At 72.0% G+C, this 12,686-nt stretch carries 14 protein-coding genes; 6 read left to right on the top strand and 8 right to left on the bottom strand.

The window, feature by feature from the left end; genetic code table 11:
* Positions 1–29: 29 nt before the first annotated feature.
* From purU to rpmB, 6 genes are all read right to left on the bottom strand, one after another.
* The gene (gene purU, locus EL245_RS04780; protein WP_126382134.1) at positions 30–884 is read right to left on the bottom strand and encodes a formyltetrahydrofolate deformylase; all 855 of its coding nucleotides are present in this window, start codon (positions 882–884) and stop codon (positions 30–32) included.
* A 422-nt stretch (positions 885–1,306) separates the two neighbouring features.
* The gene (ykgO, locus tag EL245_RS04775) at positions 1,307–1,429 is read right to left on the bottom strand and encodes a type B 50S ribosomal protein L36 (protein ID WP_126382133.1); all 123 of its coding nucleotides are present in this window, start codon (positions 1,427–1,429) and stop codon (positions 1,307–1,309) included.
* 182 nt (positions 1,430–1,611) lie between these two features.
* On the bottom strand, positions 1,612–1,863 hold the full coding sequence (locus EL245_RS04770; protein WP_126382132.1) for a type B 50S ribosomal protein L31: 252 nt from the start codon (positions 1,861–1,863) through the stop codon (positions 1,612–1,614).
* A gap of 16 nt (positions 1,864–1,879) precedes the next feature.
* Positions 1,880–2,185, bottom strand: a complete 306-nt coding sequence (rpsN, locus tag EL245_RS04765; protein WP_126382131.1) for a 30S ribosomal protein S14 — start codon at positions 2,183–2,185, stop codon at positions 1,880–1,882.
* Positions 2,185–2,358, bottom strand: a complete 174-nt coding sequence (gene rpmG / locus EL245_RS04760; protein ID WP_126382130.1) for a 50S ribosomal protein L33 — start codon at positions 2,356–2,358, stop codon at positions 2,185–2,187. The genes rpsN and rpmG overlap by 1 nt, the downstream gene beginning before the upstream one ends.
* Positions 2,358–2,594, bottom strand: coding sequence for a 50S ribosomal protein L28 (gene rpmB, locus EL245_RS04755; protein WP_126382129.1), 237 nt, complete (start codon positions 2,592–2,594; stop codon positions 2,358–2,360). Before rpmB ends, rpmG begins: the two co-directional genes overlap by 1 nt.
* A gap of 49 nt (positions 2,595–2,643) precedes the next feature.
* Between rpmB and EL245_RS04750 the strand changes: the two genes are divergently transcribed.
* The 4 genes from EL245_RS04750 to EL245_RS04735 all read left to right on the top strand — a co-directional run bounded on the left by EL245_RS04750 (position 2,644) and on the right by EL245_RS04735 (position 7,925).
* The gene (locus EL245_RS04750) at positions 2,644–3,813 is read left to right on the top strand and encodes a GTP-binding protein (RefSeq protein ID WP_126382128.1); all 1,170 of its coding nucleotides are present in this window, start codon (positions 2,644–2,646) and stop codon (positions 3,811–3,813) included.
* Between the two features lie 240 nt (positions 3,814–4,053).
* A complete protein-coding gene (glyA, locus tag EL245_RS04745; RefSeq protein WP_126382127.1) occupies positions 4,054–5,364 on the top strand; it encodes a serine hydroxymethyltransferase in 1,311 nt (436 codons plus the stop codon).
* A complete protein-coding gene (locus tag EL245_RS04740; RefSeq protein WP_126382126.1) occupies positions 5,361–6,275 on the top strand; it encodes a bifunctional methylenetetrahydrofolate dehydrogenase/methenyltetrahydrofolate cyclohydrolase in 915 nt (304 codons plus the stop codon). Before glyA ends, EL245_RS04740 begins: the two co-directional genes overlap by 4 nt.
* A gap of 30 nt (positions 6,276–6,305) precedes the next feature.
* Positions 6,306–7,925, top strand: coding sequence for a glycoside hydrolase family 32 protein (locus EL245_RS04735; RefSeq protein WP_126382125.1), 1,620 nt, complete (start codon positions 6,306–6,308; stop codon positions 7,923–7,925).
* A gap of 148 nt (positions 7,926–8,073) precedes the next feature.
* Here the strand turns inward: EL245_RS04735 and EL245_RS04730 are convergent, their stop codons facing one another.
* Complete coding sequence (locus EL245_RS04730) at positions 8,074–9,774, bottom strand: glycoside hydrolase family 68 protein (protein WP_126382124.1); 1,701 nt, start codon at positions 9,772–9,774, stop codon at positions 8,074–8,076.
* Positions 9,775–10,151: 377 nt separating this feature from the next.
* Here EL245_RS04730 and EL245_RS04725 point away from each other — a divergent pair, with 377 nt between their 5' ends.
* Positions 10,152–11,381: a choice-of-anchor L domain-containing protein gene (locus EL245_RS04725; RefSeq protein ID WP_331852820.1), complete on the top strand. Its 1,230-nt coding sequence runs from the start codon at positions 10,152–10,154 to the stop codon at positions 11,379–11,381.
* A gap of 68 nt (positions 11,382–11,449) precedes the next feature.
* Here the strand turns inward: EL245_RS04725 and EL245_RS04720 are convergent, their stop codons facing one another.
* Positions 11,450–11,761, bottom strand: coding sequence for an acylphosphatase (locus tag EL245_RS04720; RefSeq protein WP_126382122.1), 312 nt, complete (start codon positions 11,759–11,761; stop codon positions 11,450–11,452).
* Between the two features lie 76 nt (positions 11,762–11,837).
* Here EL245_RS04720 and EL245_RS04715 point away from each other — a divergent pair, with 76 nt between their 5' ends.
* Positions 11,838–12,680, top strand: coding sequence for an exodeoxyribonuclease III (locus EL245_RS04715; RefSeq protein ID WP_126382120.1), 843 nt, complete (start codon positions 11,838–11,840; stop codon positions 12,678–12,680).
* The last annotated feature ends 6 nt before the right edge of the window (positions 12,681–12,686 follow it).

Here is a 12,686-nt window from a genome sequence, read left to right as displayed (position 1 = left end):
GGTCGGGTCCGGCTCACCTGCGGCGCGGCTCATGAGAAGACGACGGTGCGCTGCCCGTTGAGCAGCACCCTGTGCTCGGCGTGCCAGGTGACCGCCTGCGCGAGGACCCGCCGCTCGACGTCCTGGCCCTTGCGCTGGAGCGCGGGGGCGGAGTCTGCGTGGGAGGCGCGGGTGACGTCCTGCTCGATGATCGGACCCTCGTCGAGGTCCGGCGTGACGTAGTGGGCGGTGGCGCCGATGAGCTTGACGCCGCGCTCGTGGGCCTGGTGGTAGGGCTTGGCCCCCTTGAAGCTGGGCAGGAACGAGTGGTGGATGTTGATGACCCCGCCGTGGAGGCGCTCGCACAGGGCCGGCGAGAGGATCTGCATGTAGCGGGCCAGGACCACCAGCTCGATGCCGAGGCGGTCGACCAGCTCCAGGAGCGCAGCCTCGGACTCCGCCTTCGTCTCCGCGGTCACCGGGATGTGGTGGAAGGGGACCCCGTAGAACTCCGCGACCGGGCGCAGGGTCTCGTGATTGCCCACAACCGCGAGGGCCTCGATGGGCAGGCCCTGGGAGGTGGCGCGGAACAGCAGGTCCGACAAGCAGTGGCCCTCCTTGGAGACCATGATGAGCGTGCGCATGGGACGGTCGACCTCATCAAGGGACCACCGCATCCCGTAGGTCTCGGCAAGCTCGGCCAGGTCGGCCTCGAGCTCGGTGCGCGGCACCCGGGTCATGACGGTGACACGCATGAAGAACAGGCCTGTCTCCGCGTCGCCGAACTGGCTGGACTCGGTGATGTTCCCGCCCCGACGCGCCAGGGCGCCCGAGACGGCGTGGACGATGCCGGGCCGGTCTGGGCACGAGAGCGTCAGGACAAGGTGCTGCGCGTCAGAACTCATGGCCCTAGGCTATCGAGTCCCGTTTATCGAGACGCCACAGGGTCAAGGAGCGGACGACGGGGCTGGAGGCGGGGACCGTCGCGTGCAGGGACGAGGCCGTATGACAGCGCCGCCCCGTGACCGAGCACGCGGCTGTCAGGTCCCGTCGATCTACCGCGCACTCAGTGGGGTCGGGTGCCGGACGCCCGCTGAGGCCTGCGCACGATGACCGTGACTCGCGCCTTTTGAGGTGTGTCGGACCGGAGTCCGTCGACGATCCGCGCCATGACGCGGATTCTGGAACAGCATCCACCGTCGGCGATGCAAAAGACGCGAGCCACGGTCATTCTCCCAGCCGCGGTCGGCGGGGCCGTCGAGGTGGCGCGTGAGGAGGGCTGAACGTGGAAGTGCCGACAGCCGGCCGGTCCAGCGGTGCAGGGCCTTCAGCCCTGGCGGGCCTTGAGGCGGGGGTTCTGCTTGTTGATGACGTAGACGCGGCCGCGGCGGCGCACGACCTTGCTGCCGGGCTGCCGGGCCAGGGAGCGGATGGATGAACGGACTTTCACGACGTCCCTCCTCATGTGGTCAGGTAGTGGTCAGGTAGTGGTCAGGTGGTGGTCAGGTGGTGGTCAGGTGGTGGTCAGGGGCGGTCAGGGGTGGTCGGGGCGTGGGCCTCGGGCGGTCCCCGGCGCCCACGCCCCCGGTGGCGGCTGAGGTCGGAACCGAGCGACGAAGGAAGACGGTCGGCTCAGCGGGACCGCCTGCCGTAGCGGCGCTCGAACTTCTCGACCCGCCCGGCGGTGTCGAGGATCCGGCCCTGACCGGTCCAGAACGGGTGGGAGGCGCTGGAGACCTCGACGTCGATGACCGGATAGGTCTGGCCGTCCTCCCACTCCACGGTGCGGGTCGAGGTCGCGGTCGAGCGGGTGAGAAAGGCGAAGCCGGCGTTCTTGTCGCGAAAGACGACCGGGTGGTAGTCGGGGTGGATCCCGGGCTTCATGTCGTGTCCCTCCTGCTCACCACGATGACTTCGAGATCCCGGGCAGCTCACCGCGCAGCGCCATCTCGCGGAAGCGCACGCGCGAGAGCCCCACCGCGCCGATGTAGCCGCGGGGGCGCCCGTCCACCGCGTCGCGGTTGCGCAAGCGAGTGGGGGAGGCGTCCCTGGGCAGGCGGTGGAGCGCGGCCATGGCGGCCTCCCGGTCCTCCTGGCTCACAGCGGGATCAGTGCTGACACGCTTGAGCTCGGCCCGCCGCTGGGCGTAGCGGGCGACGACCTCGCGTCGGCGGGCCTGAGCCGCGATCTTCGACTTCTTGGCCATCAGCGGGTCTCCTTGAACTCGACGTGCCGACGCACGACCGGGTCGAACTTGCGCAGGACCAGACGGTCCGGCGTGTTGCGCCGGTTCTTGCGGGTGACGTAGGTGTAGCCGGTCCCGGCCGTGGAGACGAGCCTGATGACCGGGCGCAGGTCCTTGGTCTTGGTCGCAGCCATCACACCCGCTCCCCTCGCCGGCGCATGTCGGCGACGACCGCCTCAATGCCCTTGGCGTCGATGATCCGGATCCCCCGGGCGCTCACGGTCAGGGTGACCGTGCGTCGCAGCGAGGGCACCCAGTAGCGCTTCGTCTGGAGGTTGGGCAGCCACCGGCGCCTCGAGCGGCGGTGGGAGTGGGAGACGCGGTTGCCCGTAACCGGCCGGGCGCCCGTGACTTGGCAGTAACGACTCATGGCGGCATGATATGCAAACGATTCTCATTACCGTCAACTGGGAGGTGCTGTGCACTGCCTCGCACTGGTCGGCGCCGTCGACCCCGCCCTGCTCGAGCTGACCGCCTTGTCGTTCCACGGCGAGGGGGTCCTGGTCCTGTCCGCCTCGCTGCGTCCGGAGGAGGGCCTTCACGGCACCATCCGCCTGAGCGCGGCCCAGGACGTGGGCGAGCCCGCCGAGGCCGTCGACGTCGAGCGCACGACCAGCTGCTGGACCTGCTCCCTGCGGGAGGTGCTCGTCGCCGTCGCCGAGGACCGGGCGGAGGCAGAGCCCGACGGCGCCACCGTGGTCCTCCTTCCGCCGGGGATCGAGCTCGTCCACCTCGTCCCAGGGCTGGCGCGCGACCTGGAGGAGGTCAGTGGTGCCGCCCTGGCCGGGGTCGCCCACGTCATCGACGTCGACGCCGCCGCGGCCGACCTGCTCGACCACCGCCTCCTGGCCGAGGTCCACGGCTCGCTGGCCGATGACGGACGCTGCACCGGCGAGGTGCACGCCGTCGCCCTGGGGTACGCCGACCTCGTCGTCGCCCTGGGCAACGACCCCGTCGGGCGCGACCTCATCGAGCACCTGCGCCCCCACGACACCCTCCTCCTGCCCGGCCTCGAGACGCCGGTGCTCCACGAGCTGCTCGCGGTCGTCCACGACCCCGTGCTCGCCCTGTCCCGGGTCCACCCGGCCACGACCCAGGCGTGGGGCGGTCCCCACGACAGCGGGGTGCGCACCCTGGACCTGTTCTCCCAGATGCCCTTCCACCCCGCGCGCCTGCGCGAGCTCGTCGCGGACCTCGCCGGCAGGGGCCTGCTCGCCCGCGGCTGCTTCTGGCTGCCCAGCCGCCCGGGCAGGGTGTGCGCCTGGGAGGTAGCGGGCGGGGTGGTGAGCGTCGGTGACGCCGGCCCCTGGAGCGAGGTCCCACGACCTGGACGCCACCGCCTGCCCCCCGAGGAGGCGGGGGAGAGGGCCCTGGTTGCGCATGACGGCACCAGTGGCGCCGGTGGCGAGAGCGTCGACTGGTGCCAGCCGCACTGCCACCTCGTCGTGACCGGCATCGCGGACGAGGAGACCTGCGCCCGCGTGCGCGAGGCCTTCGGGGAGATCCTCCTGCGTCCCGAGGAGATGGTCGAGGCTCTCGCCTGGGCCGGTGCCCCCGACGGCCTCGAGGACTGGTTCGGCCAGGACTGACCCCACGGTCCCGGGCCGCTGCGAGGACGACCCGCGGCCCCGCCTCGCCGTGCTCCTGAGCGTGCCGGTCGCCGCAGCGGTACGATGTGGCCGCCGCGCGACTGGCGATGAGGTGGACACCACCGGGGAGCGCAGGCACGTCCAGCGCCTCGGCGGATGGACGCAGGGAGGACCTGGTCGCCCGCCTGGGCCGAGGTCGACGCCAATGCGCGGCTCGCCGCGCGGACACCGAGGAGAAGCATGACTGAACGCGCCGACACCACCCTCAACGACCTTCCGCTGGCCGAGCTCGACCCGGAGATCGCCGCAGTCCTGGACGACGAGCTCGCCCGCCAGCGCGGGACCCTCGAGATGATCGCCTCGGAGAACTTCGTGCCGCGCGCCGTGCTCCAGGCGCAGGGCTCGGTCCTCACCAACAAGTACGCCGAGGGCTACCCCGGCCGGCGCTACTACGGCGGATGCGAGGTCGTCGACGTCGCCGAGTCCCTGGCCATCGAGCGCGCCCTGGCGGTCTTCGGCGGGGACTACGCCAACGTCCAGCCCCACTCGGGGGCGCAGGCCAACGCCGCGGTGCTCGGCGCCCTGGCGGAGCCGGGAGACACGATCCTGGGCCTGTCCCTGGCCCACGGCGGCCACCTCACCCACGGGATGCGCATCAACTTCTCGGGCCGCCTGTACCGGGCCACCGCCTACGGCGTCGACGAGTCCTCGCACCGCGTCGAGATGGACCAGGTGCGTGAGGCGGCGCTGCGCGAGCGCCCACGGGTCATCATCGCCGGGTGGTCGGCCTACCCCCGCCACCTCGACTTCGAGGCCTTCCGCTCCATCGCCGACGAGGTCGGCGCCGCCCTGTGGACCGACATGGCGCACTTCGCCGGGCTCGTGGCCGCCGGCCTGCACCCCAGCCCCGTGCCGGCCTCGGACATCGTGTCGACGACCGTCCACAAGACCCTCGGGGGGCCGCGCTCGGGCATGATCCTGTCCAGCCGCGGTGAGCAGTGGGGCAAGAAGATCAACTCCAACGTCTTCCCCGGTCAGCAGGGCGGGCCCCTCATGCACGTCATCGCGGCCAAGGCGACCGCCATGAGGATCGCGGGCACCGAGGAGTTCAAGGACCGCCAGGCCCGCACCGTCGAGGGCGCCGCCATCCTCGCCCAGCGGCTCCTGGCCGACGACGTCAGGGCCGCGGGAGTCCAGCTCGTCACCGGCGGCACCGACGTCCACCTCGTGCTCGTCGACCTGCGCGACTCCTCCCTCGACGGCCAGCAGGCCGAGGACCTCCTCCACGCCGCGGGCATCACGGTCAACCGCAACGCCGTCCCCTTCGACCCCCGCCCCCCGAGGGTCACCTCGGGGCTGCGCATCGGTACCCCGGCCCTGGCCACCCGCGGCTTCGGGGCCGAGGAGTTCACCGAGGTCGCCGACATCATCGCCGCGGCCCTCGTGGCGGGGGCCGCCGGGACGGCCGACGACGAGCTCCTCGCGGGCCTGAGGGACCGCGTGAGGGTGCTCACCGACGCCTTCCCGCTCTACCCGGGTCTGTCCCAGTGAGGGCGCCCTGGGCCGGCCCGGCCCGCGTCCTGGACGGCACAGCCACGGCGGCGGCCATCAAGGCCGAGCTCGCGACACGGGTGGCCGCGCTGGGTCAGCTCGGGGTCGTTCCCGGCCTGGGCACGGTGCTGGTCGGCGAGGACCCCGGCTCGGTGCGCTACGTCGCGGGCAAGCACGCCGACTGCGCCGAGGTGGGCATCGCCTCGATCCGGGTCGACCTGCCGGCCACGGCCACCCAGGCCGAGGTCGTCGAGGCGGTCGACGCCCTCAACGCCGACCCCTCGTGCACCGGCTACATCGTCCAGCTCCCGCTGCCGGCCGGCATCGACACGAACGCGGTCCTCGAGCGCGTCGACCCGGCCAAGGACGCTGACGGGCTCCACCCCACCAACCTCGGGCGGCTCGTCCTGCGCACGAGCGGCCCGATCACCTCGCCCCTGCCCTGCACGCCACGTGCCTGCATCGAGCTCATGACCCGCCACGGCATCGAGCTTGAGGGCGCCACCGTGTGCGTCGTGGGGCGCGGCGTGACCGTGGGGCGCAGCATCGGCCTGCTCCTGGGCCGCAAGGACGTCAACGCCACCGTCGAGGTCTGCCACACCGGCACCCGGGACCTCGATGAGCACCTGCGCCGCGCCGACGTCGTCATCGCCGCGGCAGGGGTGGCCGGGATCGTGACCGCTGAGGCGGTCAGGCCCGGCGCGGTCGTCCTCGACGTGGGCGTGTCCCGGGTGGTCGACCCGGCCACCGGACGGGGCAGGATCATGGGGGACGTCGCCGACGGAGTCGACGAGGTCGCCTCCTGGCTCTCACCCAACCCGGGCGGGGTCGGGCCGATGACCCGCGCTCTCCTGCTGGCCAACGTCGTCGAGGCCGCCGAGCGAGGCTCGCGCGACGCCGGGGCCGCCTGACGGCCCCGCGCGACCGATGAGGTGGTCGGCATGACGTCCTCGCCCGCGCCCACCCGGGGCGCGGGCGAGGGGCGGGCCCCGGGTGGCTCGGGGCCCCGCCCCCGCCGCAGGATCGTCCTGGCCGCGGCAGGGGCCGGTGCCGCCGTCCTGGCCGGTGGGATCCTCGTGGGCCGGAGCCGGTCGGGGTCGAGCCGGCCGGACCCGACGCCGTCGGCCTCGGGCGGCGCCGTCGACGAGTCCGAGCGGTTCCGCCCCGCCTACCACTACAGCCCTCCGCAGGGTCACCTCGCCGACCCCAACGGGCTGGTCCACTACGAGGGCGAGTACCACCTCTTCCACCAGCAGGACGGCACGTGGGCGCACGCCGTCAGCCCCGACATGGTGCGCTGGACGACACTGGGAACCGCCCTGGCGCACGACGCGCTGGGCCTGGCGATGTCGGGCAGCTGCGTCGTTGACGGGGCCAACACCTCGGGCCTGGTCCCCGGTGGCGGGCTGGTCGCCGTCTACACCTCGACCGAGGGCGGCGAGGCGCAGTCCCTCGCCTCCAGCGGGGACAGGGGGCGCACCTGGGAGCGGTACGCGGGCAATCCCGTCATCCCCAACGACGGCGCCACGGACTTCCGCGACCCCAAGGTCTTCTGGCACGAGCCCTCCGGTGCCTGGGTCATGGTCGTCTCGGCGGGGGACCACCTGCGCATCTACCGGTCGACCGACCTCATCGCCTGGCAGCACGCCTCCGACTTCGGGCAGGGAGCCGGGTCGCACGCCGCGGTGTGGGAGTGCCCGGACCTGTTCCCCCTGACCGACGTCTCCACGGGGCAGACCCGGTGGGTGATGACCCTGTCCGTGGGAGCCAACGAGGAGACCGGCGGGTCGACCGCCCAGTACTTCATCGGCGACTTCGACGGCACCACCTACGTCCCCGAGGACGAGCTGGTCCGCTTCACCGACGCGGGTCAGGACTTCTACGCCGCCCAGAGCTTCGAGCACGTCGAGGGCAGGCGGGTCTGGCTGGCCTGGATGGGCAACTGGGACTACCCCTACTCGCTGCCCACCGGGGACTGGCGCGGCGAGATGAGCATCCCCCGCGAGTTGTCCCTGGGCACCCTCGACGGACGACGGGTCCTCCTCCAGTCCCCCGTGCCCGAGCTCAACACCCTGCGGGGCGAGGCCCTCGACGTCTCAGGGGTGAGCACCACTGACGGTCCCGCACCGCTCGGGACGGGCCGTGTCCTCGAGATCGACCTCGTCATCGACGTCTCCCAGGCCGAGCAGGCCTGGCTGAGCCTGGCCCGCGGGCAGGTCGATGGTCGTCTCCAGGAGGTGCGTGTCGGTGTCGACCTCGGGGCGGGCGTCTTCTTCCTCGACCGCACCGACGGGGGCCTGGAGAGCGTCGAGGGCAGGGACAGCGGGCAGACGGTCGACTTCGCCCTGCGCAGGCAGGTCGACTACCGGCCCGTGGACGGCCGCGTGCGACTGCACGTCTACCTCGACCGCTCGAGTCTCGAGGTCTTCGTCGACGACGGGGCACCGGTGGGCAGCTTCCTCGTCCTGACCGACCCCGACGCCCAGGACGTGGCCCTGGGCGCCGTCGGCACAGCCCGTGTCGTCTCCGGGGCGCTGACCCCCCTGTCCGAGGCGCGCTGAGGCTGATCGGGCTGATCAGGCTGATCGGGCTGATCGGGCTGATCAGGCTGATCAGGCGGGGCAGGGCCGCCTGCGCCCCACCCGGTGCTCAGCCGGCCGGGCCGGCCCGACGAGGCGGGTCGGCCCGGCCGGCTACCGGGAGCTGCTGCTACCGCAGCCGGGCGGGGCGCACGTCCCCGCCGTTGGAGCGGGACAGGTTGGCCGGTATGTGTCCGAATCCGCCCAGCCCGCCGTCGCCGTAGGTGCGGTCGACCGAGGAGGTGCTGCCCGAGATGAGGATCCTCACCGTGGGCGCCAGGGAGCCTCCGCGCACCGGGGTCGCGTCATGGTTGCCGCCGATGGAGTCGATGAAGGACTCCACGAGGCCGCCGGGCATGACGTAGTGCGAGTAGGACTGGTAGGTGTACGGACTCTGGTTCCAGTCCGGTGCGTAGGGCTTGCCCGGGTTGAAGTTGAGGTTGATCGGGTTGCCCAGGGCGATGCCGGTGGAGTCGTTGAGCGGCTCGTAGTCGGAGCGCAGCCCGTTGCCGACGAAGCCGTAGACCCCCTCGGGTCCCATCATCCCCGAGGCGTAGGTCTCCCGGTGGGAGATCGTGAACAGGTAGTACTTCCCGTCCTGGAAGTAGATCTGAGGACGTTCGGTCTGGTCGTTGACGCAGTTGCCGCTGAGCAGGGGCGGGAGGTACTCCCACTGGGTCATCGCCTTGTTGGTCGCGCGGGCCAGGCCGACGTTGGCCAGCTGATATCGCCCGCCGAGGGCGTTGACCTCGTCGACCGTCTCGGCCTGAGGATCACCCTCGTCGTACCCGAGGTCCTCGGCCGTGCAGGTGGCCAGCTCGGTGTTCTGGCCCGCGGCGGCCGCCGCCTCGACGTACTCGGGCTCGCGCACGTAGGCGGTGTTGCCCTCGAAGACCATGTAGTCGGTGGTGTCGGCCGGGTTGTTCTGGTCGCGGAAGGTAAAGGGGTCGCGGAAGTTGACGTTGGGGTTCTGGATCCGCGACTGGTAGTAGTGGCCGTCGGGGACGAGCAGCTCGTGCTGGTCGCGGAAGCCGGTGAACCACACGCCCTGGTCGTCGGCGTAGATCCGGCCCTCGGACTGCACGATCCTGGGGTCGTAGGGCTTGCCCGTGCCCCCGTCGTCACCACCGCCGTAGTCACTGTCCGAGCCCTCGTAGAAGGCCACGGAGGTGTAGAACAAGCGGATCTTGTTGTCGTCCATGAGCCGGGCCGAGCCTGACCACTCGGTCTGGGCGGTGAAGGCCTGGTCCTCGAAGATCGCCCCGGTGGCGCCGTCGGGGAAGACGTGTCCGCCGTAGATCCACTCGCCGTTGGACGCCGCGGAGCCTGCGGACGAGGAGGTCTCCGTGCCCGCCTTGCGGTAGAAGTACCCGAGGCGCGCGTGGGTGTGGCGGTCGTCGAAGGTGTAGCCGGCGTGGCGGTCGGCCACGAGGGCGAAGATGACCTCCCAGCCGTTGTAGGACAGCTGGTTCGCGGCGTCGTCGGTCAGCGTCCAGGTGTCCCAGACCCACACGTCCTCGCTCGTGGTCGGGAACCCGTTGTCGATCTCGGGCATCGTGTACTGCTCGGGCAGGGAGGACTCGCCGGAGGCGGCGTCGGGGTCGGAGATCCGTTGGATCTGCATGGCGTCGGCCCGGGTCCACCGCGCGGTGAACTCCGCGTCGACCGGGTAGGCCTCCTGGGTGTGGTCGGTGGCGTTGGGCCAGCCGGGGTTGTCGGCCTGGAAGCCGGCGTCGGCGGCCTCGGCGGCGACGGCGTTCTCAGGGGTCGGGGCGGGCGTCTCGTCGGCCACCGCCGTTCCTGCTCCTGACAGGAGGAGCACGAGGGTCATCGCCGCAGCCAGTCGTCTGCGACGCGCTCGGCGCGGTACGTGTGTCACGGTCGTCGTCACTTTCTTGCTGGAGGGACAGGGTGCAACGCCGCGAGCCGGTACTGAGGTGATCTCCCGTCCTCCACGGTAAAGAGTTAACGGCGTCAACGGGAGGGCGCCGGTGCGCTGGCGGCCGGGATCCGACCGACGCGCACCCGGTGTGATGGCGGTCATGTCGCGGATATCCAGATGACAGGTCGTCGCTACGTGAGATTCGCCACATGGCGCCACGGGCGTCACGTGACTAGGATCACGTGGTATCTCCGCGAGCTGGCGGTCTCCCGTCCCTGTCGGTTCGGCGGCCGGCCCCGTGCCGGCCCTGTCCTATCGGAGATCCTGTGACTACCACCCTGCCCCTCACCAGACGACCAGAACGACGCGCGCGGCGGACCCGGCCCGCCGCGCTCCTGGCTGCCGCCCTGTGCCTGGGGGTCGCGGCGGCGCCCGCCTCCGCCTCCACCCAGGCCACGGAGTCCCTGCGCTCCTCGGCGCTGAGCGCGCAGTCCCTCGCCGAGTCCGTCGCCGGACCCGGTGTGACCGTGGCCAACGCGACCTTCTCGGGAGACCCCGTCCAGGCCGGGACCTTCTCCGGGCTCCCCGGCGACGGCAACGCCGTCACCCAGGGCGTCGCGCTGACCACCGGCTCCCTCATCGACGCCGACCCCCAGGCCGACTCCGACGTCGACTTCTCCATCTCCTCGGTCCTGGGACCCAATGACAAGCTGACCACCACCGGTGACCTGGGCGGCGCGGGCGACGAGGCCCTGACCGCCCTGTCCGGGGACGACACCTACGACGCCGCGGTGCTCGAGTTCGACGTGACCGCCACCGACTCCACCTTCGTCCTGTTCTACGGCTTCGGCTCCGAGGAGTACGCGGGCGGCAGCTCGGTCAACCCCGACGCCTGGCAGTCGCGCGGGTACAAGGACGTCCTGAGCATCGAGGTCAACGGCACCGAGTGCGCCCACGTGCCGGGCACCGACACCGCGGTCAACGCCGCCACCGTCAACGACACGACCAACACCGGGTACTACACCTCGAACGTCTCGGGCCACTCCCCGGGGAGCATCGACGTGGAGTTCAACGGCTTCACCTCCGCGATGGCCTGCCAGGCTGCGGTGACCGCCGGGCAGACGGTGCACGTGCGCGTGGCCATCGCCGACACCCTCGACGGCCAGCTCGACTCGACGGTGCTCCTGAGCACTCAGGGGCTGGGCTTCCTCAGCGCGCCGATCACCGACCCGTGCACGACGACCGGCGGGACCTGCAGCCTTCCGGGCGGCAGCACCGACCCGAGCACCGACCCGAGCGCCGACCCGAGCGCGTCGGCGGGTGCGGGCGGCGCCTCTGATCCGGCCACGGGGCCTGCCACCGGGGCGGCCAGCGGCACGGCCGGCGTGCGCGACGCGAGGGCGACCGCGAGCCTCAAGGCGACCCAGGTGTCCGCCTCCGGCCGTGACGGAGGCCTGGCGCGGACCGGTGCCCAGACCCTGGCCTGGGGCCTGGGGGCGCTCGGTCTGCTGGGCGCCGGAGGGGTCCTGCTCCTCGCGCGCCGACGCAGGGGCTGATCGCCTCAGGACGCTCCGTGCGAGCCCGGGGGCCGGTCAGGGCGGGTTGCCCGGACCGGCCCCCGGCGTCAGCCTGTGATCTCGAAGCCGGTGGCCTCCAGGGCTCCGGGGCGCAGGTCGGTGACGGTCACCCGGCTCACCGAGGCCCAGCGAGGGCCGTGGTGGAGCCAGGTGAGGAGCCGGGCGACGTCGGGCGCCGCCCCCTGGGCCATGACCTCGACGTCACCGTCGGGAAGGTTGCGGACCTGGCCGACCAGCCCGAGGTCCTGGGCGGTGTAGGCGCAGTGGTAGCGGAAGCCGACGCCCTGGACCGTGCCCGAGACGAGGGCGTGGACGGTTCGGGTCGGCGCGGGGGGCTGAGTGCCCGTCGGTGTGCTCATGGACACATCGTCTCAGCCGTGCCGCGTTGACGGGAGGTGGGGCCGCCCCGGGACGGGCACCCCGTACCCTGTGGGCATGCGCATCGCCACCGTCAACGTCAACGGCATCCGCGCCGCCGCCCGCAAGGGAATGGGGAAGTGGATCGCCCAGGCCGAGCCCGACGTCCTGCTCCTCCAGGAGGTTCGCGCCGAGGAGTCCATCGCCGCCGACCTCCTGCCCGGCTACAGCACCGTCGTGTGGCCCTGCCGCATCAAGGGGCGTGCCGGGGTCGCCGTGGCCGTCCCCGAGGGCGGGGCGGTGTCGATCACCGCGGTGCGGCACGGCGTGGCCGCACCCGGGCAGCCCGAGCCCGACGTCGACTCCGGGCGCTGGCTCGAGGCCGACCTGAGCGTCCAGGGCGCCGACGGCTCTGTCGAGGAGCTGACCGTGGTCTCCGCCTACCTCCACTCCGGCCAGCTCGGGACCGAGAAGATGGACCAGAAGTACGCCCACCTCGATCTCGTCGGCGCCCGTCTCGCCCAGCTGCTCGAGGCCGCCGGCTCAGCAGGCCGCCAGGCGCTCATGGCAGGTGACCTCAACGTCGTGCGCTCCGAGCGCGATATCAAGAACTGGCGGCCCAACCACAACAAGATCGCCGGTGTCATGGACGAGGAGATCGCCCACCTCGAGACGTGGTTCGACTCGGGCTGGGTCGACGTCTCGCGTCATCTCGTCGGTCCCGAGGCGCAGGGGCCGTACACGTGGTGGTCCCAGCGGGGCAAGGCCTTCGACAACGACGCCGGATGGCGCATCGACTACCAGGTCGCCACCCCGGGGCTGGCGGCGCGGGCCGAGGAGGTGTCGGTGGCCAGGGCCGCCGACTACGCCTCGCGCTGGTCCGACCACGCCCCGCTCGTCGTCGACTACCGCATGGGCTGATCGCCC

This window comes from Actinomyces howellii, from assembly GCF_900637165.1.
Classification (GTDB): Bacteria; Actinomycetota; Actinomycetes; order Actinomycetales; family Actinomycetaceae; genus Actinomyces; species Actinomyces howellii.
Note: the sequence above shows the minus strand (reverse complement) of the source record. Positions and strands in the feature narration are given on the sequence as shown.

Excerpts from the sequence above, each read along its gene's own strand:
- purU (WP_126382134.1), bottom strand. The coding sequence starts at position 884 with ATGAGTTCTGACGCGCAGCACCTTGTCCTGACGCTCTCGTGCCCAGAC.
- EL245_RS04770 (WP_126382132.1), bottom strand. The coding sequence starts at position 1,863 with ATGAAGCCCGGGATCCACCCCGACTACCACCCGGTCGTCTTTCGCGAC.
- rpsN (WP_126382131.1), bottom strand. The coding sequence starts at position 2,185 with ATGGCCAAGAAGTCGAAGATCGCGGCTCAGGCCCGCCGACGCGAGGTC.
- rpmG (WP_126382130.1), bottom strand. The coding sequence starts at position 2,358 with ATGGCTGCGACCAAGACCAAGGACCTGCGCCCGGTCATCAGGCTCGTC.
- rpmB (WP_126382129.1), bottom strand. The coding sequence starts at position 2,594 with ATGAGTCGTTACTGCCAAGTCACGGGCGCCCGGCCGGTTACGGGCAAC.
- glyA (WP_126382127.1), top strand. The coding sequence starts at position 4,054 with ATGACTGAACGCGCCGACACCACCCTCAACGACCTTCCGCTGGCCGAG.
- EL245_RS04735 (WP_126382125.1), top strand. The coding sequence starts at position 6,306 with ATGACGTCCTCGCCCGCGCCCACCCGGGGCGCGGGCGAGGGGCGGGCC.
- EL245_RS04730 (WP_126382124.1), bottom strand. The coding sequence starts at position 9,774 with ATGACCCTCGTGCTCCTCCTGTCAGGAGCAGGAACGGCGGTGGCCGAC.
- EL245_RS04720 (WP_126382122.1), bottom strand. The coding sequence starts at position 11,761 with ATGAGCACACCGACGGGCACTCAGCCCCCCGCGCCGACCCGAACCGTC.
- EL245_RS04715 (WP_126382120.1), top strand. The coding sequence starts at position 11,838 with ATGCGCATCGCCACCGTCAACGTCAACGGCATCCGCGCCGCCGCCCGC.